The organism is Halochromatium roseum (genome assembly GCF_016653315.1).
Lineage (GTDB): Bacteria > Pseudomonadota > Gammaproteobacteria > Chromatiales > Chromatiaceae > Lamprobacter > Lamprobacter roseus.
Genome location: NZ_NHSH01000084.1, coordinates 1 through 24958, shown reverse-complemented (window position 1 = coordinate 24958; position 24958 = coordinate 1). Strand labels below are relative to the sequence as shown.

22 protein-coding genes, 1 tRNA gene and 1 pseudogene are annotated in these 24958 nt (G+C 61.7%); 15 read left to right on the top strand and 9 right to left on the bottom strand.

Going from position 1 to position 24958, the window contains the following annotated elements:
* The first annotated feature begins 77 nt into the window (after positions 1 to 77).
* Positions 78 to 3551 carry an EAL domain-containing protein gene (locus CCR96_RS23335; protein WP_201224323.1) on the top strand — a complete coding sequence of 1158 codons (3474 nt, stop codon included), beginning with the start codon at positions 78 to 80 and terminating at the stop codon, positions 3549 to 3551.
* A 158-nt stretch (positions 3552 to 3709) separates the two neighbouring features.
* On the opposite strand, the gene CCR96_RS23330 is transcribed toward CCR96_RS23335, so the two are convergent.
* From CCR96_RS23330 to CCR96_RS23315, 4 genes are all read right to left on the bottom strand, one after another.
* Positions 3710 to 5077, bottom strand: a complete 1368-nt coding sequence (locus CCR96_RS23330) for an SAM-dependent methyltransferase (RefSeq protein ID WP_242519323.1) — start codon at positions 5075 to 5077, stop codon at positions 3710 to 3712.
* Positions 5077 to 5841, bottom strand: a complete 765-nt coding sequence (locus CCR96_RS23325; RefSeq protein ID WP_201224321.1) for a DUF1365 domain-containing protein — start codon at positions 5839 to 5841, stop codon at positions 5077 to 5079. Before CCR96_RS23325 ends, CCR96_RS23330 begins: the two co-directional genes overlap by 1 nt.
* Positions 5838 to 7127 (bottom strand): NAD(P)/FAD-dependent oxidoreductase, encoded by a 1290-nt coding sequence (locus CCR96_RS23320; RefSeq protein WP_201224319.1) that lies wholly within the window; start codon positions 7125 to 7127, stop codon positions 5838 to 5840. Before CCR96_RS23320 ends, CCR96_RS23325 begins: the two co-directional genes overlap by 4 nt.
* A gap of 227 nt (positions 7128 to 7354) precedes the next feature.
* Positions 7355 to 8356, bottom strand: coding sequence for a hydrolase (locus CCR96_RS23315; protein WP_201224317.1), 1002 nt, complete (start codon positions 8354 to 8356; stop codon positions 7355 to 7357).
* A gap of 303 nt (positions 8357 to 8659) precedes the next feature.
* Here CCR96_RS23315 and CCR96_RS23310 point away from each other — a divergent pair, with 303 nt between their 5' ends.
* The 3 genes from CCR96_RS23310 to CCR96_RS23300 are packed head-to-tail and all read left to right on the top strand — an operon-like array spanning position 8660 to position 12350.
* Positions 8660 to 10036 carry a TolC family outer membrane protein gene (locus tag CCR96_RS23310; RefSeq protein ID WP_201224314.1) on the top strand — a complete coding sequence of 459 codons (1377 nt, stop codon included), beginning with the start codon at positions 8660 to 8662 and terminating at the stop codon, positions 10034 to 10036.
* Positions 10037 to 10059: 23 nt separating this feature from the next.
* The gene (gene aroC, locus CCR96_RS23305) at positions 10060 to 11175 is read left to right on the top strand and encodes a chorismate synthase (RefSeq protein ID WP_201224312.1); all 1116 of its coding nucleotides are present in this window, start codon (positions 10060 to 10062) and stop codon (positions 11173 to 11175) included.
* A 26-nt stretch (positions 11176 to 11201) separates the two neighbouring features.
* On the top strand, positions 11202 to 12350 hold the full coding sequence (locus tag CCR96_RS23300) for an MFS transporter (protein WP_201224304.1): 1149 nt from the start codon (positions 11202 to 11204) through the stop codon (positions 12348 to 12350).
* Between the two features lie 8 nt (positions 12351 to 12358).
* Here the strand turns inward: CCR96_RS23300 and CCR96_RS23295 are convergent, their stop codons facing one another.
* Complete coding sequence (locus CCR96_RS23295) at positions 12359 to 12880, bottom strand: DUF302 domain-containing protein (RefSeq protein WP_201224303.1); 522 nt, start codon at positions 12878 to 12880, stop codon at positions 12359 to 12361.
* A gap of 294 nt (positions 12881 to 13174) precedes the next feature.
* Between CCR96_RS23295 and larE the strand changes: the two genes are divergently transcribed.
* Positions 13175 to 13957 carry an ATP-dependent sacrificial sulfur transferase LarE gene (larE, locus tag CCR96_RS23290; RefSeq protein ID WP_201224302.1) on the top strand — a complete coding sequence of 261 codons (783 nt, stop codon included), beginning with the start codon at positions 13175 to 13177 and terminating at the stop codon, positions 13955 to 13957.
* Between the two features lie 73 nt (positions 13958 to 14030).
* On the opposite strand, the gene CCR96_RS23285 is transcribed toward larE, so the two are convergent.
* Positions 14031 to 14312, bottom strand: coding sequence for a cupin domain-containing protein (locus tag CCR96_RS23285; RefSeq protein WP_201224299.1), 282 nt, complete (start codon positions 14310 to 14312; stop codon positions 14031 to 14033).
* Between the two features lie 74 nt (positions 14313 to 14386).
* Between CCR96_RS23285 and pncC the strand changes: the two genes are divergently transcribed.
* The 7 genes and pseudogenes from pncC to CCR96_RS23250 all read left to right on the top strand — a co-directional run bounded on the left by pncC (position 14387) and on the right by CCR96_RS23250 (position 21269).
* Positions 14387 to 14887 carry a nicotinamide-nucleotide amidase gene (gene pncC, locus CCR96_RS23280; RefSeq protein ID WP_201224298.1) on the top strand — a complete coding sequence of 167 codons (501 nt, stop codon included), beginning with the start codon at positions 14387 to 14389 and terminating at the stop codon, positions 14885 to 14887.
* Between the two features lie 118 nt (positions 14888 to 15005).
* Positions 15006 to 16025: pseudogene (gene recA / locus CCR96_RS23275) on the top strand (recombinase RecA); the annotation flags it as partial.
* A 109-nt stretch (positions 16026 to 16134) separates the two neighbouring features.
* A complete protein-coding gene (locus tag CCR96_RS23270; RefSeq protein WP_201224296.1) occupies positions 16135 to 16653 on the top strand; it encodes a regulatory protein RecX in 519 nt (172 codons plus the stop codon).
* Positions 16650 to 19253, top strand: coding sequence for an alanine--tRNA ligase (gene alaS / locus CCR96_RS23265; RefSeq protein ID WP_201224295.1), 2604 nt, complete (start codon positions 16650 to 16652; stop codon positions 19251 to 19253). The genes CCR96_RS23270 and alaS overlap by 4 nt, the downstream gene beginning before the upstream one ends.
* A 157-nt stretch (positions 19254 to 19410) precedes the next feature.
* On the top strand, positions 19411 to 20631 hold the full coding sequence (locus CCR96_RS23260; protein ID WP_201224294.1) for an aspartate kinase: 1221 nt from the start codon (positions 19411 to 19413) through the stop codon (positions 20629 to 20631).
* A gap of 179 nt (positions 20632 to 20810) precedes the next feature.
* Entirely contained in the window at positions 20811 to 21029 is a 219-nt protein-coding gene (gene csrA / locus CCR96_RS23255) for a carbon storage regulator CsrA (protein ID WP_201224292.1), read from the top strand.
* Positions 21030 to 21178: 149 nt separating this feature from the next.
* Positions 21179 to 21269: transfer RNA gene (locus tag CCR96_RS23250), tRNA-Ser, on the top strand.
* A gap of 274 nt (positions 21270 to 21543) precedes the next feature.
* On the opposite strand, the gene CCR96_RS23245 is transcribed toward CCR96_RS23250, so the two are convergent.
* Entirely contained in the window at positions 21544 to 21945 is a 402-nt protein-coding gene (locus tag CCR96_RS23245; protein ID WP_201224290.1) for a hypothetical protein, read from the bottom strand.
* Here CCR96_RS23245 and CCR96_RS23240 point away from each other — a divergent pair.
* From CCR96_RS23240 to CCR96_RS23230, 3 genes are all read left to right on the top strand, one after another.
* Complete coding sequence (locus CCR96_RS23240) at positions 21869 to 23143, top strand: AAA family ATPase (protein ID WP_274601183.1); 1275 nt, start codon at positions 21869 to 21871, stop codon at positions 23141 to 23143. The two genes, CCR96_RS23245 and CCR96_RS23240, sit on opposite strands and share 77 nt — an antisense overlap.
* Before the next feature lie 199 nt (positions 23144 to 23342).
* Entirely contained in the window at positions 23343 to 23591 is a 249-nt protein-coding gene (locus CCR96_RS23235) for a UPF0175 family protein (RefSeq protein ID WP_201224287.1), read from the top strand.
* Entirely contained in the window at positions 23591 to 24088 is a 498-nt protein-coding gene (locus CCR96_RS23230; RefSeq protein WP_201224285.1) for a PIN domain-containing protein, read from the top strand. The genes CCR96_RS23235 and CCR96_RS23230 overlap by 1 nt, the downstream gene beginning before the upstream one ends.
* A gap of 19 nt (positions 24089 to 24107) precedes the next feature.
* Here the strand turns inward: CCR96_RS23230 and CCR96_RS25430 are convergent, their stop codons facing one another.
* Positions 24108 to 24398, bottom strand: coding sequence for a hypothetical protein (locus CCR96_RS25430; protein WP_338035940.1), 291 nt, complete (start codon positions 24396 to 24398; stop codon positions 24108 to 24110).
* Positions 24337 to 24561: a hypothetical protein gene (locus CCR96_RS25425; protein ID WP_338035939.1), complete on the bottom strand. Its 225-nt coding sequence runs from the start codon at positions 24559 to 24561 to the stop codon at positions 24337 to 24339. Before CCR96_RS25425 ends, CCR96_RS25430 begins: the two co-directional genes overlap by 62 nt.
* Positions 24562 to 24958: the final 397 nt, after the last annotated feature.

The following is a 24958-nucleotide window of genomic DNA, read 5'->3' as shown; positions in this document are numbered from 1 at the left end:
CAAGCGCTGTTCGTGGGCGGTTCGCGTGACGGCTGCCGTTGCCTTGCTGGCGGCCAAGGTGAACGGAGTGGGTGCGGATGAGCATCCTCAGTGGGCTTGTTCAGAACGCCTCCCTGCTGCTTGCATTGGCGTTCGCGCACGGTCTCTTCGTCGCGCGTTTGCCGCGTGATCAAGGCTCAACCCAGGTCCTGATCGGGGTCCTGTTTGGATTGACTGCGCTGTTGGGGATGGTTTATCCGGTGGTCGTCGGTCCGTTGATCTTCGACGGGCGCACCGTCGTGATCGGCATCGCGGGGCTATTTGGAGGCCTACCGGCGGCGGCGATCTCTGGTCTCATCGCGAGCCTCTACCGCGGCTGGCTCGGTGGCCCTGGGGTTGGCATGGGGATCGCGACCATCGTCACCGCGGCCAGCTTTGGCACCCTGTTCTATCATCTGCGTCGCCTCGGTAAAGTCGAGATCAGCTTCGCCAGCCTATTGTTCTTCGGCTTGGCGTTGCATCTGGTCGCACTGGGCTGGGTCATCCTCTTGCCTGCCGCGCTGCGGGTACAGGTTCTCAGGGACGTCGCGCTGCCGTTTCTCGTCGTGTTGCCGGCGATTGGCGTGCTGCTCGGTTTGTTGCTGCGCGGGCAAGAGCAGCGGGTCGACGATGAGCGTGCCTTGCGCGAGAGCGAGTCCAGGTTGCAGGAAGCGCGCAGTTTCCTCTCGACCCTGGTGGCCACGATCCCAGACCTTGTCTGGCTGAAAGATCCCGATGGTGTCTACCTCGCGTGCAATCCGCGTTTCGAGCGGTTCTTTGGCGCCACCGAGGCTGAGATCAAAGGCCGACGCGATTCGGATTTCGTGCCTGCCGCAGAGGCGAAAGCCTTTCGCCAGCATGACCTTGACGCCATTGCTGCCGGTGGCTCAACCGTCAATCAAGAGACTCTGATCTTCGCCGATGATGGCCATCAGGAGCAGGTCGAGACGATCAAGACCCCGATGTTCGATGCCGAGGGGCGCTTGGTCGGTGTGCTCGGCATTGCCCGTGATATTGGCGCCCAGCTGCAGACGCTCGAGGCATTGAAACGCGAGCGCGATCGCATCCAAGAACTGCATGAGCGGATCGCGAAGATCGCCGCCCATGTTCCGGGCATGATCTACCAGTACCAACGTTGGCCGGATGGCCGCAGTGCCTTCCCGTTTGCCAGTGAAGGCATCAAGCTGATCTACGGCGTTGAGGCTGCGAGCGCCATGGAGGACGCGAGTCCGGTGTTTGAGGTGCTCCATCCCGAGGATCTCGAGCGCATCAAGGCATCGATCGAGCGTTCTGCCACCGAGCTGACAACCTGGCAAGAAACCTATCGGGTCAGGTTTGCCGATGGGCGCACGCTATGGCTAGAAGGAGAAGCCTCGCCGCAACGTCAACCGGATGGCAGCGTATTGTGGCACGGCTATATCCACGACGTGACCGATCGCAAGCAGGCAGAGGCGCAGCTTCGGCTCGCCGCCAGTGTCTTCGCCCACAGCCTCGAAGGCATTGTGATTACCGATGCCGATAATCGTCTCGTTGACGTCAATCCAAGCTTCACGCGTATCACGGGCTATGCTAGGGAGGAACTGCTCGGCCATAATCCGAAGATCCTGGCATCGGGTCAGCACGATGCCAAGTTCTACCAGCGCATGTGGGCGGCGATTAACGACGATGGATTCTGGCAGGGTGAGATCTGGAACCGGCGCAAAGACGCTGAGGTCTACCCGGAGCTGCTCTCGATCTCAGTCGTGCGTGACTCGGCCGGAGCCATACTGAATTATATCGGCGTCTTCTCCGATATCAGTCAGTTCAAGGCCCATGAGGCGGAGCTGAACCGCATCGCCCACTACGATCATCTCACCGGTTTGCCAAACCGGCGCCTGTTGACGGATCGGCTCGAGCATTCCATCGCCCATATTCGCCGCAAGGGTCGTGTGCTCGCGGTCTGTTATCTCGATCTTGACGGCTTCAAACCGATCAACGACCGCTACGGTCATGCTGTTGGCGATCGCTTTTTGGTCCAGGTTGCCAAGGCCTTGGGTCAGGTGGTGCGTGGCGAGGATACTGTCGCTCGCCTTGGCGGTGACGAGTTCGTTCTGCTACTCACCGATCTGGCTCAACCAGAGGACTGCTTCGGATTGCTAAACCGCGTCCTCGCCGCGGTTAGTGAGCCGATCAAGGTCGGAGAACTGATGCACAGCGTTTCTGCAAGCATTGGCGTCACGCTCTGCCCACCAGATATTGTCGACCCAGACACCTTGCTGAGGCATGCCGATCAGGCCATGTATCAGGCCAAGGAGGAAGGTAAGAACACCTACCACCTCTACGATGCTCAGCAGGATCAGCTGCTGCAGGTGCGCCGGCAGAAGCTCGAGCGGATCGGCTTGGCCCTACAACAAGATGAGCTGGTCCTGCATTTCCAGCCCCAGGTGAATATGATCAGCCGCGAGGTGATCCGCGCTGAGGCCTTGGTGCGCTGGCAACATCCCGAGCAAGGCTTGTTGATGCCGGCCGCCTTCTTGCCCGATATCGAGGGGACCGAGCTTGAGGTGAAGCTCGATGAGTGGGTCATCGAGCAGGTGCTAAAGCAGCTCGAGGCCTGGAAGCGCGAGGGGTTGAGCTTCTCGGTCAGTCTCAATATCGGCGCCCGTCATCTGTTGCGGCCGGACTTCGCCGCACGGCTCGAGGAGCGGCTGCGCGCGCATCCTGACGTCGCCGGAGAAGACCTGGAGCTGGAGATCCTGGAGACCGCGACACTCAGCGATTTCGATCAGGCGCAACGCGTCTTAGCGGCTTGTCGTGCGTTTGGGGTGCGCTTTGCCCTTGATGATTTCGGCACCGGCTACTCGTCGCTGGCCTATTTTCGCGCCTTGCCGGTCGATGTGTTGAAGATCGATCAAAGTTTCGTGCGTGACATGCTGCATGACCTAGGCGATAAGGAGATCGTCGAAAGCGTCGTGCAGTTATCTCATGCCTTCAACCGGCCAGTGATCGCCGAAGGGGTCGAGACCTGGGCACATGCGGCCATGTTGACCTGGCTTGGTTGTCATTTCGGTCAGGGCTATGGGATCGCGCGGCCGATGCCGGCGGAAGCGCTTCCGGGATGGATCTCTCGCTGGTCGGCTGGAGCCATGTGGAGTGATTTCGAGGTAACATCAGAGCGCGACGATCTGCCGCTGATGCTCGCGGCGCAGAATCATCGGTATTGGCTGCAGGGCTTTGTGCGGCAGCTTATGCATGCAGCGCCTAGCCAACGCGCTGATCTGAGACCTGATGATCGGGATTTCGGTCGTTGGTACGCCGGCCCTGGCCGACGTCGTTACAAGACCTTTGCCGAGTTCCAGCCGATTGGTGTCAAATATGACCGAATGCAGGCGGTTGCGGCCGATCTCCTTGGCCGTATTGATCGCGGTGAAACTCAGCCAACCGAAGACAGTGTGCAGGTCTTGCGGAAGGCGAGCGACGACCTGCTGACCGAGATCGGGCGGCTCATCCATCGTGTGACGCCGAGCGTTCGACCACCAAGCGCAGCGAGTTAACGCTCATCACTGAGAAACTGTCCATCAACTTCTTGCCGATTTTAAGGCAAGTGTTGGGCGATCATCGTGAAGTAGAAAATGGACAGCTACTGAGTGCCACGCTGGATGATCAAGCGCTGGCTGCGCTTGGGCTTGGCGCAACCGCTTTCAGTGTGACTTCAGACGCTGTCTTGGTGCCGCAGCGCGACCTGCATCACATCGATGCGATCGTCCAGGAAGCCGGCCTCGCAGTAAGAGAGATAGTAGCGCCACATGCGGATGAAGCGTTCGTCGTAGCCTAATGCGCGTACCTCGGTCTCGCGCTCGAGGAAACGCCGATGCCACGCCCGCAGGGTGCGTGCGTAGTCCTTGCCATAGAAGCTGCGCTCTGTGATCTCGAGTCCGGCCCCCTGTGCCGCCGCGTCGAAGCGGCCGACTGTCGGCAGCATGCCGCCTGGAAAGATGTAGTGCTGGATGAAATCTGGACTGGCTTTGTAGTCTTCGAAGATATCGTCGGAGATCGTGATCACCTGCAGCGCCGCCGTACCACCTGGGCGCAGACGTTCTCGCAGCGTCTCCATGTAGGTTGGCCAGTATTCTTCTCCAACGGCCTCGAACATCTCGATCGAGACGATGTGATCGAAGGTTTCGGTGACATCGCGATAGTCCTGCAGCCGCAGCTCGACTTGGGCGGCGAGTGGGCTGCCACTGAAGCGCGACTTGGCCCAGGCTAGCTGTTCTTCCGAGAGCGTGATGCCGGTGAGCTGAAGCCCTTGCTCAGCGGCTGCTTCGGCCATCGCGCCCCAGCCGCAGCCGATCTCCAGCAGGTGTTGGCCGGGCTTGGCGTCGAGCATCGCGAGCAGGCGCTGATATTTAAGTCGTTGCGCCTGCACGAGGGTTTGGTCGTCGTCGTCATTCAGCGCAGCGGTCTGACTCGGCGCCGAGCTTGGCCCCTTATAGGTGGCGCTGGCGTCGGCACTATAGAGGTCATCAGCGTCATAGACCTCACCAGCGTCGGCGCTATAGACTGCGCTGGAGTAGGTCATGCTCGGGTCGAGCCAGAGCTGGTAGAAATCGTTGCCGAGATCGTAATGATAGGCGATGTTGCGCCGGCTGCCGGTGCGGGTATTGCTGCGCCGCTGATGACGCCGCGGCGACAATAACCGGTGCAGTGGGCCGCCGCGTTGGCGCTCGCGCCAGCGATGTTCGTTGACCGCGAGCAGGTGCAATAGCGCGGTTGGATTCGTGCTGTCCCAATCGCCTGCCATCCAGCTCTCACCGAGCCCGAGATGGCCTTTGGTCGCCAACCGCCGCGCCATCCGCACCGGGCGCCGAATATCGATCTGCGCCTGCGGCCCCTCGCGCTCGCTGTCGAGCAGGTAACTGCGGCCGCCGAGCCGGAGCCGCAGTTGGCCAGCGGCGATGCGGTCGAACAGCCTGGTGATCGGCCAGATCACCGGCTTCAGCAGGGTGCGCAGAACCGGTCCAAACAACGGCTGCTGGAGCCGGGGTAGGGCGGCGGCCTCGGCCGTCTTGTCGCTTGCCATCAGGTCACCTTTGGATGGGCAGAATCGGGTTTTGGAACATAGCGCGCTCCGCGCAGCCAGATCTTCAAGGCCTGCCAATGGATGGCGAGCATGACCTTGAAACTCATCAACGGGGTGCGCCGCAACGCCCGCCACAGGGCGCGGTTGCTGAGTGGCTCGCCAGCGCCGGACTGGGTCGCGACCAGCTCAAGGCGGCCGTCCTGGTGGAACTGGCGGATAAAGACGCCGATCTTCTTGTCAGGCTCGGCGAGCCGGAATCGATACTCGCCCGCCACCTCCATCAGGGGCGAGACATAGAAGCATTTCGAGGCCCTGTCGCGTACTGGCCAGGCCAGCGGCTTGCCGCCGTTGGCAAGCAGGTAGAAGTGCGAGTCGCCAAAGGTGTTGCTGACCTCGGCCAAAACCGCACGGAGCTGGCCGTCAGCGTGCTCGCAGTACCAGAGGCTGAGCGGGTTGAAGCCGTAGCCAAGCACCCGCGGCATGCACAGCAGGCGGATGCGCCCGCCCGCGAGCTCGATGCCGTGCTCGCGCAGCAGTTGGTCGGCCCAGGGCCGCAATGCTGAGCCATCGCGTGGGCCATGGTCTTCGGCCGCGAAGCGCAAGAGGCCAAAGCCCTTACGGGTGCGCAGCAATGACGGCACGCGGTCGAGCGCATCCAAGTCCAACAGCAGGCTGAAGACCTTGTAGGTAAAGCGATATTGCACCGGGAACAGGCGCCGGTGCATCACCTGGGTGAAGTAGATGCGATGCGGGTTCTCGCTCATCGGCTTGACTCCGCCGTTGTCAGCATCGAGGTGTCAACACCGAAGCGATCGGCCATCGCGACCGCTGAGGCCAGCGCATCCTCATGGAAGCCATAGCCGAAGTAGCTACCGCAGAACCAGATGCGGTCTTGTCCCTGTAATTCAGCCAGCCGCGGCTGCGCATCCATCGCTGCTTGGTCGAAGACCGGGTGATCGTAACTCATCTCGGCGATGATCTGCTCCTCGGCCGGCGCTCGCAGGGGATTCAGTGAGACCAGATAGTCCTTGCTGGTCTTCAGTCCCTGTAGTCGGTTCATCCAATAGGTCACCGAGACTGCGCGCGAGCCGTCCTGATCCACTTGCGAAAGATAATTCCAGGATGACCAGACCTGTCGGCGCTCTGGCATCAGGCCGATGTCGGTATGCAGATAAGTCGGGTTTGGCTGATAGCGGAAACAACCCAATAGCGTCTGTTCGGCGGCGCTCGGCTGGTCTAGCAGCGCCAGTGCCTGATCGGCATGGCAGGCCAGCACGACATCGTCGAACATCAGATGATCACCGGATGCCAGACTGACCTCGACCCCCTGCTCGGTCCGTCGAACCGACTGAGCCGCGTCGAGGCGCACCTGCTCCGGCCCGATCGCTTCCAGAAAGCGATCCACATAGCGTGCACTGCCGCCGGTGACCGAGCGCCAGAGCGGCCGATCGATCAGGTTCAGCAGGCCATGATTATTGAAGAAGCGCGCCAGGCTTTCTGCCGGGAAATCCAACATGGTGCGCGTTGGGCAAGACCAGATCGCGGCTGCCATCGGCAGTAGGAAGTGGTCGCGAAAGCTGTCGCTCATGCGCTCGCGCCTGAGGATCTCGCCAACGCTGAGCCCATCGAAGCCGCCGTCGCGCAGCATGGCCTTACAGCGCCAATTGAAGCGAACCAGGTCCGCAACCATGCGCAGGAAGCTCGGGCTGACCAGGTTGCGGCGTTGGGCGAATAAGGTATTTAGACTATCGCCTGAATATTCGATCTCGCCGGGGCCGATCGAGGCCGAGAACGACATATCGCTCTCGCGCGTCGCGACACCGAGCACATCGAACAGCTGCGTCAGCAGCGGATAGTTGGCAATGTTGTAGACGATGAAGCCCGTGTCGACGGCGAGTGGCTGCCCATCATCGTCGACGTCGACGGTGTGGGTGTGTCCACCAACATAGTCATTGCGCTCGATCAGCGTGACTTGGTGGTGTCGACCGAGGAGCCAGGTTGCGGCCAAACCGGCAATACCGCTGCCGATGACGGCGATCTTCTTTCGCATGCGTTGGTTATCTTCGTGATGTCCGACAGGCTGCCGGCATGAAATCTGGACAGGTCCAGCATTTTCAATGCCTACTCGTTGTTTGTACTGAGGGTGACAAGGTGATCTGTTTGTCAGGCGCGCACGATGTCCGCGCCAGTTGCAAGGGTATCGATGATGATGCTCGCCGACAATCCTGGGGCTAGGAACCAGACCGTTGAAGTCTTGACGCGCTGAGCGCGCATCGCTTAACCAAGTGCGCGCAGAATCCTTGACTCAAGCCACCCGGTGGAGAAGCCCATGCCGCGCGCGGCGATAAAGCCCACGTGGCCGCCATGCGTCGAGAGCTCAAGCCGGATTCCGGGTCCAAGTTCGTGCTCAAAGGGAACCGTGCTCCGAAACATGAAGGGATCATCGGCGGCGTGGATGATCAGGGTGGGCGTGTGGATCTGACCCAGATAACCGCGACAGCTCGCGCGCTGATAGTAGTCGAAGACGCCAGCGAAGCCATTCAGCGGCGCCGTGATCTGATCGTCGAACTGGTTGAAGTCCTGGATCTGATCCAGATCGACGCTGAGTGGTGATGACCGCTGCGCGAACTTTTGCCGATAGCTGGCCTTGAGGCGGCTGACCAGATAGCCGCGGTAGAGGCGGGCGAAGCCGAGCTCGAGCCGCAGCATCGCGTCGCGCAGCACGAAGGGCACCGAGACCGCGATGGCACGCTCGAGTAACGGGTCGTCGGACTCGCCCAGATATTTGAGCAGAAGATTGCCGCCGAGCGAAAAGCCGATCGCGGCTAGTAGTGGTCCTGCAGGGTCTTTGGCCAAGGCTTCGAGCACGGCGCGTAGATCTTCAGTAGCGCCGGAGTGGTACGAGCGCGCGAATCGGTTCGGCTCGCCGCTGGCGCCACGCAGGTGCATGAACACGGGTTGGAAGCTGTTTTGCGCAAGCCGATCGACGAGGCGAGCCGCGTAGTGTGAATCGAGCCCGCCTTCGAGCCCATGGATGATGAGCACGCGCGGTCCCGCTTGGGCGGTGCTCATCGAGAGGTCGATGAAGTCTCCGTCTGCAAGCTCGATACGACGCCGTTCGAGGAGGATCTGCGTGTGTTTGCCAGCGCTGCCGGTTCTTCCCGAGTGGCTGGGAAGGCTGAGGTGCATCATCAGCTTAGGCCAGAGCGTTTGCAGATGGGGGTTCTTCAGCCACCAGGGCGGGCGGAACTCGCTGGCAATGATTTTGCCTTTGTTCATAGCGACTCTAGAGGGACGGACTCCGAAGGGGTATGTTCAGTGAGGGCCAGGCTCCGAGAGCGCGGCTTAGGGTCCGCCGCGCTCAATGAGGCTATCATGCTGGCCCTGTGCGACAGTGTGGCCACGCTCTAGCTGTGACTTCTCGCGCGATCGTGTTTAGTGCTGACGGTCATCAATTCAGTGTTCAGGTATTTCCTGACATTGTGGCCGATCGGGGCGCTCGCCTATACTCGCGCCATCGTGCGGCTGATCACGCTCCCTGAGGTCGCGCCTCCTCTCCAACGGAAATGACCGGAGATTAGAATGAAACCGCTCCGCAGGGCTCCAAGCCCGCTCGCGTTGCTTTGCACGCTCGCGCTTCCGGCGCTCCTACTGGCCACCCAGGCTCAGGCCGAAGATCTGTTGCAGATCTATGATCTTGCGGCGAGTAGTGATCCGTCATTACGCGAGGCCGAGCAAAACTTCTATGCGACACGTGAGGTCAAGCCGCAGGCGAAGGCGCTCTTGTTGCCGAATTTCGGCATCAGCGGGAGCGTCGAATACAACAATGTCGAATCGCGGGGGAGCAATCCGACGCAAGGCAGTTTTACCCGTAACGACAGCTTCGATCGCAGCAATCTCTCCGCTGTTGTCTCGCAATCGGTCTACAACCGTGGCGATTGGATGCGCCTGAGCCAGGCCGACGACACCATCGCCCAGGCCGAGGCTCAGTATCAGAGCGCCGAGATCGATCTGATGGTGCGCACCACGGATGCCTATTTCGCCGTTCTCAGGGCCTCTGATCTGGTGCGAGTACAAGAGGCCCTGGTCGCCGCTGACGAGCGCCAGTTGGAGCAGTCCAAACAACGCTTTGAAGTGGGGCTCGTCGCGATCACCGACGTCAACGATAACCAAGCCGCATTCGACCGCTCGCGTGCCAACCTGATCACGGCCGAGAATGATCTGAACAACGCCTGGGAGGCGCTGCGCCGCATTGTTGGTCCGATCCAGGTGCCGTTGGCGAGGCTCGGTGACCGCCTTCCCTTGGCGCCGCCCGAACCCAACGATATCAATATTTGGGCCGAGACCGCGTTGGCCAACAACTTCGACATCGCAGCGGCCAAGGCGGCTGCCGAGGCGGCGCGCAAAAACATCGAGATCCAGCGCTCGGGCTACTATCCAAGCGTGGGCATGCAGGCCGGATATGACCTATCTCGTACCGGCCAGGAGTTTGGCACCGACACCGACTCCGGCTTCATCGGCCTCAATGTCAATATCCCGCTCTACCAGGGTGGGGCGGTCGCCTCATCGACCCGCCAAGCTGGACATCAGTTTCGCGCCGCGCAAGATCGGCTCGACCAGCAGCGCCGCGCGGTGGCCAACCAGGTCAAAGACGCCTTTCGCGGCATCCTCTCAAGCATCAGCGACGTCAAGGCACGGCAAGCGGCGATCGTCTCAGCGCGTAGCTCGTTGGAATCGACCGAGGCTGGGCTCGAGGTCGGCACCCGTACCCAGGTTGATGTGCTGAATGCGCAGCGAAACCTCTTCGAGGCCGAGTTCAACTATCTCTCTGCGCGTTATGATTACATCCTCAACGGGATCAGGCTGCATCAGGCCACCAGTACCCTGTCCCGTGACGTCTTGGCCAAGGGCAATGCCTGGCTCACCGACCAGGACATGGTTGCCCCTCCAGCTTATTAATCAACGATTGGCAGTCGATCACCGTGTCAGGCAATAGCTTCGGGCGCTCGTTCGTCGTCACCAGTTTCGGCGAGAGCCACGGCCCGGCGATCGGCGGCATCGTCGATGGCTGTCCGCCTGGGCTGCCGCTGAGCGAGGCCGATCTGCAAGGCGATCTGGATCGCCGCGCACCCGGCAAGTCGCGCCATACCACCCAGCGGCGTGAGTCGGATCAAGTCCGCATCCTCTCGGGCGTGTTCGAGGGCGAGACCACGGGTGCGCCGATCGGCTTGCTGATCGAGAACCAGGACCAGCGCTCCAAGGACTACTCCGAGATCGCGGCGCGGTTTCGGCCGGGCCATGCCGATTACAGCTACACCATGAAATATGGTCGCCGCGACTATCGCGGTGGCGGGCGCTCATCGGCGCGTGAGACCGCCATCCGCGTCGCCGCCGGTGGGGTTGCCAAGGTTGTATTGCGGCGCTTGGCGCAGATCGAGGTGCACGGGTTTCTTTCGCAACTCGGACCGATCAAGCTGCCGGTTCCAGGGGATGCGGCCTTTTCCTGGGAGCAGGTCGAGCAGAATCCGTTCTTCTGTGGCGGCGCGGCCGAGGTTGCGCAGCTCGAGGCCTACATGGATGAGCTGAGAAAGTCTGGCGATTCGATCGGCGCTGAGGTCAGCGTCATCGCCACCGGCCTGCCGCCCGGTCTGGGCGAGCCGATCTTCGACCGCCTTGATGCCGACATCGCCCATGCCCTGATGAGCATCAATGCCGTCAAAGGGGTCGAGATTGGCGCTGGCTTCGCGAGTGTCGCACAGCGCGGCACTGAGCATCGGGACGAGATGACCCCGGCGGGTTTCCTCTCCAACAACGCCGGCGGTGTGCTCGGCGGTATCTCGACAGGACAAGACATCGTCGCTCGCCTCGCCCTGAAGCCAACCTCGAGCATCCGCCTCGCCGGTCGCACGGTCGACATCACCGGTGCTGCGACCGAGGTCATCACCAAGGGTCGGCATGATCCCTGCGTTGGTATTCGGGCGACGCCGATCGCCGAGGCGATGTTGGCGCTGGTGCTGGCCGACCACCTGCTGCGGCATCGCGCACAGAACATGCAGGTGGTTCCGCCGCTGGCGCCGATCCCCGCGCAAGCGCCATAAACCGGCCCTCGCGTCTGGCTGAGCCGATGCCTTACGCGCGTCTGTCGAGCTACTACTTCTTCCATTTCGCCGCACTCGGCGCCCTCGTTCCGTTCTGGGGCCCCTATCTGCTCGATCGCGGGTTCGAGCCGGTTGCCATCGGTGTGCTCATGGCGATCTTGATGGCCACCAAGATCGTCGCCCCCAACCTGTTCGGTAGCTTGGCGGATTGGCGCGGTCAGCGCATGCGCATCGTGCGCCTTGGGGCGCTCCTGGCACTCCTGAGCTTCACCGCGGTGTTCTGGGCTGATGGCTTTTGGCCCATGGCGCTGACCATGGCGATCTGGAGCTTCTTCTGGAATGGGCCGCTGCCGCTGATCGAGGCGGTGACCTTCAACCATCTCGGCACTCGGGTCAGTCGTTACGCGCAGGTGCGGGTTTGGGGTAGCATCGGCTTTATTCTGATCGTCCTAGCGGTTGGCTGGTGGCAGCAGCAGGCAGGCTCCGGCGTAGTTCCGATCGCGGTGCTGCTGCTGTTTGGCGGCATCCTGCTCAGTGTCATGCTGGTGCCGGATTGCCCACACGCCCATGTCGCCGCTGAGCCTCTTTCCTTGCGGCGCCTGTTAGGGCGGCGCGAGGTGCTGTTCTTTCTCGCCGCCTGCCTGTTGATGCAGGCGAGCCATGGCGCCTATTACGCCTTCTATTCGATCTATCTCGAGGCTGAAGGCTATTCAGACAGTGCCGTCGGCGCGCTCTGGGCCTTCGGTGTGTTCATCGAGGTGTTGGCCTTCTTGCGGATGCACCGGTTGTTGGAGCGCTTCAGTGCTCGCGCGCTGATCTTGTGGAGTCTGGCGCTCGCGGTGCTGCGCTGGCTGCTGATTGGTCTGTTCGTCGACATCCTGGCCTTGCAGATTGCCGCTCAGGCGCTCCATGCTGCCAGCTTTGGCGTCTTTCACGCCTCGGCTATCCACCTGACGCACCGCTATTTCCCGGGCGTGACCCAGGCCCGCGGCCAGGCCCTCTATAACAGCATCAGCTTTGGTGTCGGCGGTGCGCTCGGCAGTCTGACCAGCGGACTGCTCTGGTCGGTGGTTGGTGCCAGCTGGACCTACAGCGTCGCGGCAGGGTTTGCGGCGCTCGGCTTCGTCGCCGCAGCATCCAGCAAGTGCCGAGGACCAGCACCGACTGGATGCTGAGCCGTCGGTTACAGGTCGCCGTTGGCGCCTGCGGTCATGATCGACTCGATGTTGTCACGCACCAGTTCGGCCTTCTCCATCAGCTCCGGCGGCAGATTGGCGCCCGGGATGATCTTGCCGAGATCCAGCGTCACCAGCCAGGCCTTGCCCTCGGTGTCTTCGATCAGTGCGATGCGGCAGGGCAGATAGGCGGCGAAGTCCGGGTTGAACTGCAGCATCTCGTTGGCGATACGGGCATCGCAGAACTGGTAGATGCCGATGCGTCCAGACTCGATGTCCATGGCCTCCAGTTCTTTAGAGAGCGGCAGTTCTGCGACCAATTTGAAGTTCAACGCGTTGGCGCGAAGCTTCATCGAATCGACGGCATCGTCCATCGATACATCCTCGGCCAGCGGCATCTTCAGCACGGTGTCTGAGATGCTGATCGTCTGAGCGCTCGCGGTGATGCTGGTCAGCGCGAAGAAGGAGGCGAGGAAGAAGGCGAGAAAGAAAGTGAGAAATGGAAGTTTCAACAACGGCTTGGAACGCATCTTTAGGAAATCTCCCCTCGGAGCCGAGCCCTAGGTAGCGGCATCGGTCTCTTGTGTGTTGTGAGCCCAGCGATGGTGAGCTGGTCTGTCTTGAGCCGGTGGTCCGATGCAGATCGGTCCGGCACCAGCCATTGTGACCTGTCTCCGGTCGATCTGCCAAATCAGCGCTGGGCTGTGACTGAAGTGACGCCCGGCGTATACTCCAGGCCGCGTCAGACAGAGAATGATCCCAGGCCCATGAGTCTGGGGCGGACGGACAAGCACTCGAATGATTTGAGAGAGAGGGGCAGCACGATGGAGCATAGCCATGGTGCACTGATCGAGCGGGTCGAGGCGCTGGGGATGGCGGCAGTTGCCTTCTCGGGAGGCGCCGATAGCACCTTACTGCTTGCGTTGCTGCGCAAGCATCTTGGTCGTCAGCAGGTGATCGCGCTAACCGCGGTCACCCCCTATATGGTGCGGCAAGAGATCGGCGATGCGGTGGCGCTGGCAGCCAGGCTTGATGTTCGTCATGAGCTGGTCGAGATGCCGATGCCGGTTGGTATGGAGGTCAACCCGACCGATCGCTGCTATCGATGTAAGCGTTCCATGTATGCGCAGCTCCTGCAGAGCGCGGCCGACTTCGGCTTTTCCGAACTCGTCGATGGCAGCAACACCGATGACGCCGATGAGCAGCGTCCCGGTTTGCGCGCCTTGCGGGAACTCGGTATTCGCAGCCCGTTTATCGAGCTTGGCATCGACAAGGCCGCGGTGCGGCAGATCGCCCGCGAGATCGACCTGCCAACCTGGTATAAGCCGACTAACGCCTGCCTGCTGACCCGCATCGGGTTCAATGTTCGGTTTACGATGGAGCAGCTGCAGCGGATCGAGGAGGCCGAGCGCTTCCTACTCGAGCTGGGCTACACCTGGGTGCGGGTTCGCTGCCATGGCGAGCTCGCCCGCATCGAGGTGGCACCGGTGCAGCGCGAGCGACTGCTCACTGATGCGGCGACGGTCATCGAGGGCATTCAGCGCTTCGGCTTTCGTTACGTCACCATGGACCTGGCCGGCTATCAAACCGGCAGCATGAGCGATTAGCCGTCCCGCAATCAGGCATGATCAGTCGCAGGCGATCCGTGAACGCGATCAGTGACCTCAACATCAGTCACACTCAATCGAGCCGGTAGTGTTTCTCGACCGGGGCGGTGATCTCCCAACGGCAGCTCATCCCCGCGGGGAAGGTGATCAGGTCGCCGCGCTTGAAATGTGCGGGCTCGCCGCCCTCTGGGGTCACGCTGAAGGTGCCGCGAACGACATAGCAGGTCTCGCGCTGGTGATAGGTCCAGTCGAACGAGGATGGCTCCTTCTTCCAGACTGGCCAGCCCTCGATGCCGAGGACCTCGAGCTTGGCCGGTGGCGGGTTGTGCTCGCAGAGGATCGATTCTTCGGACATGGTTGACTCCTAGCTTGTTTAGGGGACTGACTGCCCCGCATCCTAAAGAGTGGTGTTAAATCTTGCAGCGACAAATGACCGACCTGATGAGCATGGATCTCGATGGCTTGGCCGCTGAGCTTGGCCGCCGTTTGCAAGCGAGCGGCGATCGATTGGTCACCGCCGAATCCTGCACCGGTGGCTGGATTGCCAAGTGCATCACTGACATCGCGGGCAGCAGCGCCTGGCTCGAGCGTGGTTTCGTGACCTACAGCAACGAGGCTAAGCAAGAGATGCTCGGCGTTGGCACGGACACCCTAGCGCAACAAGGCGCGGTCAGCGAGGCGGTGGTGCGCGAGATGGCCAGTGGCGCGCTGACGCGCAGCCGGGCAACCCTGGCCGTTGCCGTCAGTGGCATTGCTGGCCCCGGCGGTGGCACGCCGGCGAAGCCGATCGGCACGGTCTGCTTCAGCTGGGCCCGAGCGGGCCAGGTCGAGGCCGAGACGCAGGTCTTTGCTGGCGATCGCGACCAGGTGCGGCGGCAGTCGGTCGCGCACGCGCTGCGGGTGCTGATCACCGATTGGACTCGTGATTGAGCACCGAGATGAGCACTGATTCCAGCGGGTGTGGCATCCGCTGCACTGTGGGATAATCCCGCGAAACAGCGCGTCGACCAAGCGAGGGCGGCGTCTCTAACCTGGTGGGGGATGACCAATGGATGAAAATCGCAAGAAGGCGCTGGCGGCCGCGTTGGGCCAGATCGAGAAACAGTTCGGCAAGGGCTCGGTGATGCGCATGGGCGATGCTGGCGCCATTCCGAACATCGAGGCCGTCTCGACCGGGTCCTTGGGCCTTGATATCGCGCTTGGTATCGGCGGTCTGCCGCGTGGGCGCGTGATCGAAATCTACGGGCCTGAATCATCGGGCAAGACCACGCTGACGCTGCATGCGGTGGCCGAGGCCCAGCGTGCCGGCGGCACCGCGGCCTTTGTCGACGCCGAGCACGCGCTCGACCCGACCTATGCCGAGAAGCTCGGTGTGAACATGGACGAGCTGCTCGTCTCGCAGCCAGACACGGGTGAGCAGGCGCTGGAGATCACCGATATGCTGGTGCGCTCCGGCGCGGTCGACATGGTGGTCATCGACTCGGTGGCAGCGCTGACGCCGAAAGCCGAGATCGAGGGTGAGATGGGCGACTCGCATGTCGGCCTGCAGGCGCGCCTGATGTCGCAGGCGTTGCGCAAGCTGACCGCCAATATCAAGCGCTCGAACGCCATCGTTATCTTCATCAACCAGATCCGGATGAAGATCGGCGTGATGTTCGGCTCGCCGGAGACGACTTCTGGCGGCAACGCACTCAAGTTCTACGCGTCGGTACGGCTCGATATCCGCCGCATCGGCTCGATCAAGCGCGGCGCCGAGGTGGTTGGCAACGAAACCCGAGTGAAGGTGGTCAAGAACAAGGTGGCGCCACCGTTCCGCGAGGTCCTGTTCGATATCCTCTACGGTGAGGGCATCTCGCGCGAGGGCGAGATGATCGATCTGGGCGTCGGTGCCAACATTATTGATAAGTCCGGGGCTTGGTACAGCTACGACGGCAATCGGATCGGCCAAGGCAAGGACAACGTGCGCAACTTCCTGAAAGAGAATCCGGAGATCGCCGCCGAGATCGATGCCAAGGTTCGCGAGGCGCTGCTACCAAAGCCAAAGCCGGCCCAGGCCGAGGATGAGCCCGACGCGGCGATGCCGCCGACGAGCGCAGCTGTTGGCAGAGCTGCCGATGTGAAAGATGCAAAGGATTCAAAGGACGTCAAGGGCGCAAAGGATGCGACGGTCGCCGCCGATGGGTGATCCTGCCCCCGCAACGCCGCTGCCGGCGGGCGCGCTGCGCGACGAGATTCACAGTCGCGCGCTCAAGCTCCTCACCACGCGCGAGCACAGCCGCTTGGAGCTCGCGCGCAAGCTCCGGCAGCGAGGCTACCCAGCCCCCGAGATCGAGGCGGTCATCGATGCGCTGGTGGCTGACGACCTGCTGAGCGAAGAGCGTCTCATCGCCGCCTATGTTGCCGAGCGGCTGGCCAAGGGCTTCGGTCCGGTGCGGATCCGCTATGAGCTGCGCGAGAAGGGGCTTTCAGACGAAAAGATCCAGCCTTACCTCGAGCTTGAAGAAGAAACCCTTGTCGAGTGTCTCAGCATGGCCTACCGAAAGCGCTTCGGCGACGAGGCCATCGGCGATCGACGCGAGCAGGCCAAGCGATCTCGCTTCCTCGAGTATCGTGGTTTCCCACGTGATTTGATCGCCCGCTTTCTGATCCTGCTTTCTGACCCTTATGAAGAGCCCAATATAAAGAGCCCACTATGAAGAGCAGTGCCGAGCTTCGTCAGGCCTTTCTCGATTACTTCGCCGAGCGCGACCATGCGCCGGTCGAGAGCAGCCCGCTGGTGCCTGGGAACGACCCGACCTTGCTGTTTACCAACGCCGGCATGGTGCAGTTCAAGGACGTCTTTCTCGGCCGCGAAAAGCGTTCCTACAGCCGGGCTGTCAGCTCCCAGCGCTGTGTGCGCGCGGGCGGCAAGCACAATGATCTGGAGAATGTCGGCTACACCGCCCGCCATCACACCTTCTTCGAGATGCTCGGCAACTTCAGCTTTGGCGACTACTTCAAGCGCGAGGCGATCGGCTTCGCCTGGGAGTTCTTGACCAAGACGCTAAAGATGCCGGCCGAGCGGCTCTGGATCACCGTCTACACCGATGACGACGAAGCCGCCCGTATCTGGCTCGACGAGATCGGAGCCGACCCGGCGCGCTTCTCGCGCTGCGGCGAGAAAGACAACTTCTGGTCCATGGGTGAGACCGGTCCCTGCGGCCCTTGCTCAGAGATCTTCTACGACCATGGCCCGGAGATTCCAGGTGGTCCGCCCGGCTCGCCGGACGAAGACGGCGATCGCTACGTCGAGATCTGGAATCTGGTCTTCATGCAGTTCGATCGCGATGCCAACGGCGAGCTGCATCCGTTGCCGCGCCCCTCGGTCGACACCGGCATGGGACTCGAGCGGCTGGCCGCGGTGATGCAGGGCGTGCACAGCAACTACGAGATCGACCTCTTTCAGGCGCTGATCCGCGCCGCCGCCGAGGTCACCGGCTGTACCGATCTCGGCAACAAATCGCTGCGTGTCATTGCGGACCATATTCGCTCGGCCGCCTTCCTGATCATCGATGGGGTCACACCGGGTAACGAAGGCCGCGGCTATGTGCAGCGGCGGATTATCCGTCGCGCCATCCGCCACGGCTATCAGTTGGGGCAGACGGCGCCGTTCTTCTGGCGCCTGGTCGAGCCGCTCGCCGAACAGATGGGCGATGCCTACCCCGAGCTGCGCGAGAAACGCGCCCATGTCGAACGCGTCCTGCGCACCGAGGAGGAGCGTTTCGCCGATACTCTAGAGCAGGGGCTTCGGATCTTCGATGAGATCGTCGCTCAGTTGGAAGGCACCGAGATCCCGGGCGAGGCGGTCTTTCGCCTGTACGACACCTATGGCTTCCCGGCTGATCTGACTGCGGATATCGCCCGTGAGCGCGCCCTGACCCTCGACATGGCTGGTTTCGAACGAGCCATGTCAGCGCAGAAGGAGCGCGCTCGCGCGGCCAGCCACTTCGGCGCTGGCGCGGTGATTCAGCTCGATATCGAAGGTGAGACTGATTTCACCGGCTATGAGGGCCTTGTCGATCAGGCCACGGTCATCATCTGCTATCAGGACGGTGAGCCGCAGGATCACATCAAGGCTGGACAAGAAGCGCTGCTGGTGCTCGACGTGACGCCTTTCTATGCCGAGGCTGGCGGCCAGGTCGGCGACCGCGGCACCTTAACCACCGAGACCGCGCGCTTCGAGGTCCAGGATACCCAGAAGCAGGGCGGGGTGATCTGCCATATCGGGCGCTTGCTCGAGGGCGAGCTGACGGTTGGCGATCGTGTCGATGCCCGCGTCGACCGTGCCCGGCGGCGCGCGATCGCGCTCCATCACTCCGCGACGCATCTGTTGCATGCAGCGTTGCGCCAGATCTTGGGTGACCATGTACAGCAACGCGGCTCGTTGGTCGGACCCGAGCGGCTGCGCTTCGATTTCACTCATTTCGAGCCGGTCACGCGCGAGCAACTGCGCGAGATCGAACGGCTGGTGAATCGCGAGGTGCGTGAGAACCATACGGTCGAGACCCGCATCATGGGGCTCGAGGATGCCAAGGCCTCGGGCGCGATGGCCCTGTTCGGCGAGAAGTATGCTGAGCAGGTGCGGGTGCTGCGGATGGGGGATTTCTCGACCGAGCTCTGCGGTGGCACCCATGTGCGCGCGGTCGGCGATATCGGGCTGTTCAAGATCGTCTCTGAGACCGGTATCAGTGCCGGCGTGCGGCGTATCGAGGCGGTCGCCGGTGATGTCGCGCTGAGCTGGGTCGAGGAAGAAGAGGAGCGACTGGCGCGCATCGCCGCACTGGTGAAGGGCGCCGCGACCGACGCTGACGACAAGGTCGCCTTGCTGGTCGAGCGCTCACGCCGGCTGGAGAAGGAGCTCGAGCAGCTCAAGGCCAAGCTCGCGAGCGCGGCCGGCAGCGAGCTGACGGATGCGGTGATCGAGATCGATGGGGTGAAGGTGCTCGCGGCGCGGCTCGATGGCGTCGATCCGAAGTCACTGCGCGACACGCTTGATCAGCTGAAGAACAAGCTTGGTTCTGGGATCGTCTTGCTCGCCACTGAGAGTGACGGTAAGGTCAACCTGATCGCCGGCGTGACCAAGGATCTTGTCGCCCGGTTCAAGGCTGGCGACCTGGTCAAGGCGGCGGCCGAGAAGGTCGGTGGTCGCGGCGGCGGGCGGCCTGATATGGCGCAGGCCGGTGGCACTGATCCAGCGGGCATCCCCGCCGCGCTGGATCTGGTCGGCAGCTGGGTGAAAGAGCGAGCAGCAGCTTGAGCGGTTTTTGTGAACGTTCATACTGCCTTAGTAAACGGTCTATCGCGGTGTCTATCAACGTCTTGCCGATTTGCGAACCGCTGTTAGGCGATCATCGGGAAGTAGAAAATGGACAGCAACGGGGTCCAATCGCAACAGTGAGGGCGCGAGTCGATCGATGTCGTTAATCGTTCAAAAATATGGCGGCACCTCAGTGGGCTCGGTGGAGCGCATCCAGGCCGTCGCCGAGCGTGTCAAGCGCACCCGAGACCAGGGGCATCAGGTGGTCGTGGTCGTATCAGCGATGTCTGGCGAGACCGATCGCCTGATCGGCCTGGCGCGCGCCATCCAGCCGCAGCCGGTGCCGCGCGAGCTGGATGTGTTGATCTCCACTGGTGAGCAGGTGACGATCGCATTGCTGTCGATGGCGCTGGAGGCCGCCGGCTGTCCTGCTCGCTCCTACACCGGCTCGCAGGTGCAGATTCGCACCGATAGCGCCCACAACAAGGCGCGGATTAGCGATATCGACGGCGCGCGCGTCTGCAGCGATCTCGACGCCGGCCGCGTGGTGGTGGTCGCGGGTTTTCAGGGCATCGATCGCGAGGGCAATATCACCACGCTCGGCCGTGGTGGCTCCGATACCTCCGCGGTGGCGATGGCTGCCGCGCTCAAGGCCGATGAATGTCAGATCTATACCGATGTCGATGGTGTCTACACCACCGATCCGCGCATCGAGCCGCGCGCGCGTAAGCTTGACCGCATCACCTTCGAGGAGATGCTCGAGATGGCGAGCCTGGGCTCGAAGGTGTTGCAGATACGCGCGGTCGAGTTCGCCGGTAAGTACCAGGTACCCTTGCGAGTGCTCTCAAGCTTCCAAGACGGGGAGGGCACACTGATCAGCTTCGAGGAGGAGAACGTGGAAGACGCCAAGATCGCCGGTATTGCCTTCGCTAAGGACGAAGCGAAGCTCACCGTGCTGGGGGTGCCGGATCAGCCTGGTATTGCACACAAGATCCTCGGCCCAATCTCTGCGGCTAACGTGGAAGTCGATATGATCGTGCAGAACGTCGGCTCTGATGGGGCAACGACGGACTTCACCTTCACCGTCAACCGCAACGACTACGAGACCGCGCTGCGGGTGTTGCAAGAGACGGCTGAGCAGCTCTCGGCGCGCGAGGTCACCGGCGATCAAAAGATCGTCAAGCTCAGCCTGGTCGGCGTTGGCATGCGCTCTCATGCGGGCATTGCCAGCCGCATGTTCGAGGCCTTAGCCCATGAAGGCATCAACATCCGCATGATCTCGACCTCCGAGATCAAGATCTCAGTCGTGATCGACGAGAAATATCTCGAGCTCGGCGTCCGTGCCCTGCATGATGCCTTCGGGCTCGACAAACCCTAGGGTAACTATTGATGCATTGCACTAGGACCTACTGCTAAACTCTGCACCTGAGTGGCTTGACCCAGGCACCCGCAGCAGCGGAGCCTGGGCTCAAGGTATTGGTAATCAGGCTGCGAGACCTAAAAATACAAAGGGAACCGCGGCTCGGCTTTAAAAAAGGACATAAAGGATAGACCGCTATGTTGATACTGACCCGCCGCGTTGGCGAAACCCTGATGATTGGCGATGAAGTAACCGTCACGGTGCTCGGCGTCAAAGGTAATCAGGTTCGCATTGGTGTGAATGCTCCGCGCGAGGTTGCAGTGCATCGCGAAGAGATCTACGAACGCATCAAGCGCGAACAGGCTCAGGGGCTCTCTGAGCAGCATGTCGCAGACGACCGAGGGCTCGACGACTAGTCGATCCCGTGGTATGTCTGAGATATCCGCCTGGCACGCCGGTCTGCATTAGACCTAGATGATCGGGGCGGTTCCTTTGCCCCGAAACATCAGCATCGCCACACAAATCAACGCAAACAGGCTAAAGTTTGCTATAATTTTTCTTGTCCGGAGAGATGGCCGAGTGGCTGAAGGCGCTCCCCTGCTAAGGGAGTATGGGTTAATAGCTCATCGAGGGTTCGAATCCCTCTCTCTCCGCCAATACTGCAAATAAATTGTAGTAAGTCCAATTACTTATAATTTATCATAAAAATTGGTCCCCCATCTAGTCCCCCACTTGACTGTCGCTACGCTACCGGTTTTCCTGGCTTAGCGTTGCAGAAGCTGCGCCCGAGCCGTCTTGCGGCTAACCCACTCCGGGCTTGATTGAACAAGCTGGCTGAAAGACCACAGACGTGGTGCTCCAAAGTGACAGATCCCCGCGTTCGGCACCCCGATAGGGTGGACCGGTGTGGACATTTTGAATGCCCCTTTGTCACTCGTTGGCGTTGGATGCACATAAGCATGCAGCTGGCGACGGCTCATCCTGTGCTTGACGCGCAGCCCGCAACTGCGCGAAATCGCGCTTCAGCGCCGTCATCTCGGCTTTCAAGTGCTTCCGATAAAAACGCTGGTCTTTCTTGATCGTCTCCTCAAGCGAGTCACGGATCTCGTCCCTGAGCTGATCCAGCTCGGCGCTCAGTGCTTGCGCCTCCTGAGCCTCGGGCAAGCGTCGTTCGATGGCCCGGATCTCCTCAAGCAGGCCTGAGCGCTCAACGAGTCTGATCCACTGGTTCAGCCGTTCCGCCTGCTCCAACGGGATGACCCAGCGGCGAGACTCCGGACCCCACAGGGCGCTCGGAAACGACCGCTTGAACGCGTCTCGGCGTGCAATCATCAGCCGCGCCGAACGCGCACTGCTCAGTGGCTTGATGATCGAGCCCGACGCCGTCCCGCGCGTTGCGGATCTGGTATCCCCGGCCGACTTTAGCAACGACGGTCACGGCAAGGTGTTCGCCGCGATCCTGGCACTGAGCGATGATGACATTGCAGCCGAGCCGGAAACGCTGATGAACGCGCTCAAGGATCGCCGTCACCGCGAGCTGATCGTCTCGCTGTTCGCCGATGCCACCACGGCGGCCAATGCGACGCACTATGCCAAGCTCATCAAGTCTGCCGGCACCAGACGGCGCCTGCGCGCCTTGGGTAGCCGCCTGGCCGAACAGGAAGACAGCAGAGACCCTGCTGAACTGATCGCGCGAGCACAGGCCGAATTGGACGCACTACTCGCTGATGGACCGCGGATCCAGACCCGACCACCGCCGCGCCGCGTGCTGATCCCGTCCGATGTGGAGATCGCCCGCGCGACGCTCTCGCCGCGCTGCATCGTGGATCGCTACCTCTATGCCGATGTGGCGCAAGTGGTCGCCCCCGGCGGCACTGGCAAGACCACCCTGCTGCTCTACGAGGCGGCGACGATCTCACTCGGCGCGCCGCTCTGGGGTCTGAGGATCGAGCAACCCGGTTGGACGCTGTTCGTGACAGCTGAGGACCGCCGCGAGCGTCTCCTAGCCCGCCTGCGCGAGATCGTCGCCGCCCTCAAGCTGTCCGAGCCCCAGCGCCGCCGCGTGTTCGACAGCGTCATCTTTTGGGATATCTGTGGCTCCAGTCTGAAACTCGCGCAGTTGATCCAGGGCAATGTGGTGCTCACACGTCTCGCCGATGACCTAGGCCGCGCCTATCGCGATGACCGCCCGGCAGTGGTCACCTTCGACCCGCTGGTGTCATTCGGCGCCAGTGAGAACGCCGTGAACGACAACGAACAGGCCCTGATCACCTCCGCTCGGCGCATTGTGCGCACCTTGGATTGTTGCGTGCGTTTCGTTCACCACATCGGCAAGGCGAATGCTCGCGCTGCGACCCTGCACCAGTACAGTGGTCGAGGGGGATCGGCACTGGCCGATGGCTCGCGCATGACCTTCGTGCTCCAAGCCTGGAATCCCGATGACGAGGTGCACCTGCGCGATCATGATCGACGCCCTAGATACCACCTCGGGCCATGCCAGAGCCTGCCATGCCTTGACAGGTTTGGGTAAACTCTACAACGTACACAGCGTAACAAGCGCCTCTATATTCTCGGCTAATCTGCCAGAGGGTCGTGAGCGGAAACCTATGCCGCGTTGGTGCGGACCATGATGCGCAACCAGCCAGCATTGCCGTTCTACCTGAGTTCCGGCCGGTCGTCGCCAGTCGTATTGATGCGATGCGCTTAACTCTGATACCAAGGAAACTGCAATGTCCTCAACCCTGACCATCGAGCTGCCCGTCGCCGGACTGCCCTCGGCTGCCGAGTTGCCGGCTAACTTTGCCGACGAAGCGCGTTTTTTGCTCGCCGTTAAGCTTTTTGAGCAAGGCCGCATCTCATCGGGAAAAGCCGGCCGACTGTGCGGTATGGGGCGCGTCGAGTTTTTGCTGGCGGCGAGCCGATCAGGTGTACCGGTGGTCGATTTACAGGGCGATGACCTAGTCAACGAGTTCGCCTGATGCTTGCCGGGCGTGCTGTGATCAATGCTGGTCCGCTGGTCGCGCTGTCGCTCGCAGGGCGATTAGACCTGTTGCCGGCCTTGTTTAGCGAATTCTGGATTCCGCAGCGGGTCTTTGATGAAGTGACCGTCGCCGGGATGGGGCGGCCAGGCGCGGAAACCCTGGCCGGCGCCCGCTGGGCCGCCCATGTCCGGTCATCGGCCGAAGCGGACCCGTTGCTGGTTGCCGAGCTCGATCCCGGCGAAGCGGCCGTGATCACGCTGGCTCGCAGCCTAGCACCCTGCCTGGCGATCATCGACGAAAAACGTGGGCGCAAGATCGCGCACTCAATCTATGGGCTACCGGTCAAAGGAACGGCCGGGCTCTTTGTCGAAGCCCATCGGCGCGGCTTGCTCGCTGAGGAGCTGCGGGACACCTTGCTTGACCTGAAAAGTGCTGGCTATTTCCTCTCCGATACGGTGATTGATGCCGCCTGCGCTGCCGCCCATAGCCATTGATGCAGCATGGTCTCCTGCGTCATTGACCCGCTTTTGTTGAGCCATCAGTTGCTTGCTGCTGTGGGTGAGGGTCGACCAGGTTATCTGCCGCGCCTTTGCCGCACCATTGCGCCCACTCAGCCATCATCTTTAGCCGCTTGGTGAAGAGATCGCCACGCGCATAGGCGGCCTCCGCCTTGTTCTCGATGACGTGGGCAAGCGCCATCTCGCAGACTTCTCTTGGGAATGACGACACTTCGCCCGCCCAATCATCGAAACGATGACCGGAACCCATGTGGTACATCGTTGCCACGGTCGCCGCCGACGCCATAGCCGAGTCCGCGCATGACCTGCAGCATCGCCATGTTGCTGAGCGGACGACCCTGCCGAGCGCCTGTGAAAATGTACGGGTTGCCCGAGATACGCGAGACGCGCTCTAGGACTGCCAGCGCCGCTGGACTGAGCGGTACCCTGTGCGGACGCTTCGCCTTCATCCGCGGCGCCGGTATGAGCCATTCAGCGGCTTCGAGGTCGACCTCTGACTCCCCCCAAACACGATTGTCGCTACGCTATCAGTTTTCTGTCTTAGCGTCTGCTCTCCACCTCGGCATGAGAGTGCAAGCCGACCAAGCCGGCGCGGCACGTCCTTGGCTGGCTAGCGCCACAACAACGACTCAGTCTTGATACCGCCAAAGACTAGCAATGTCCACTGAAGAGGCCATTGCGGTTGCTCGCCGGCGTTTGGCGAGTGTCAGCGACTGGTTGGTAGTGCTCTAGACGTGGTTTATCCGTAAAATCTGTAGAATAATATCGATATTTGCTTTTTATAAGGTTATTGTATGGCCGAGATCTCAGTGCTATGCCCGCAATGCGGTTCGGATCACGTCAAAA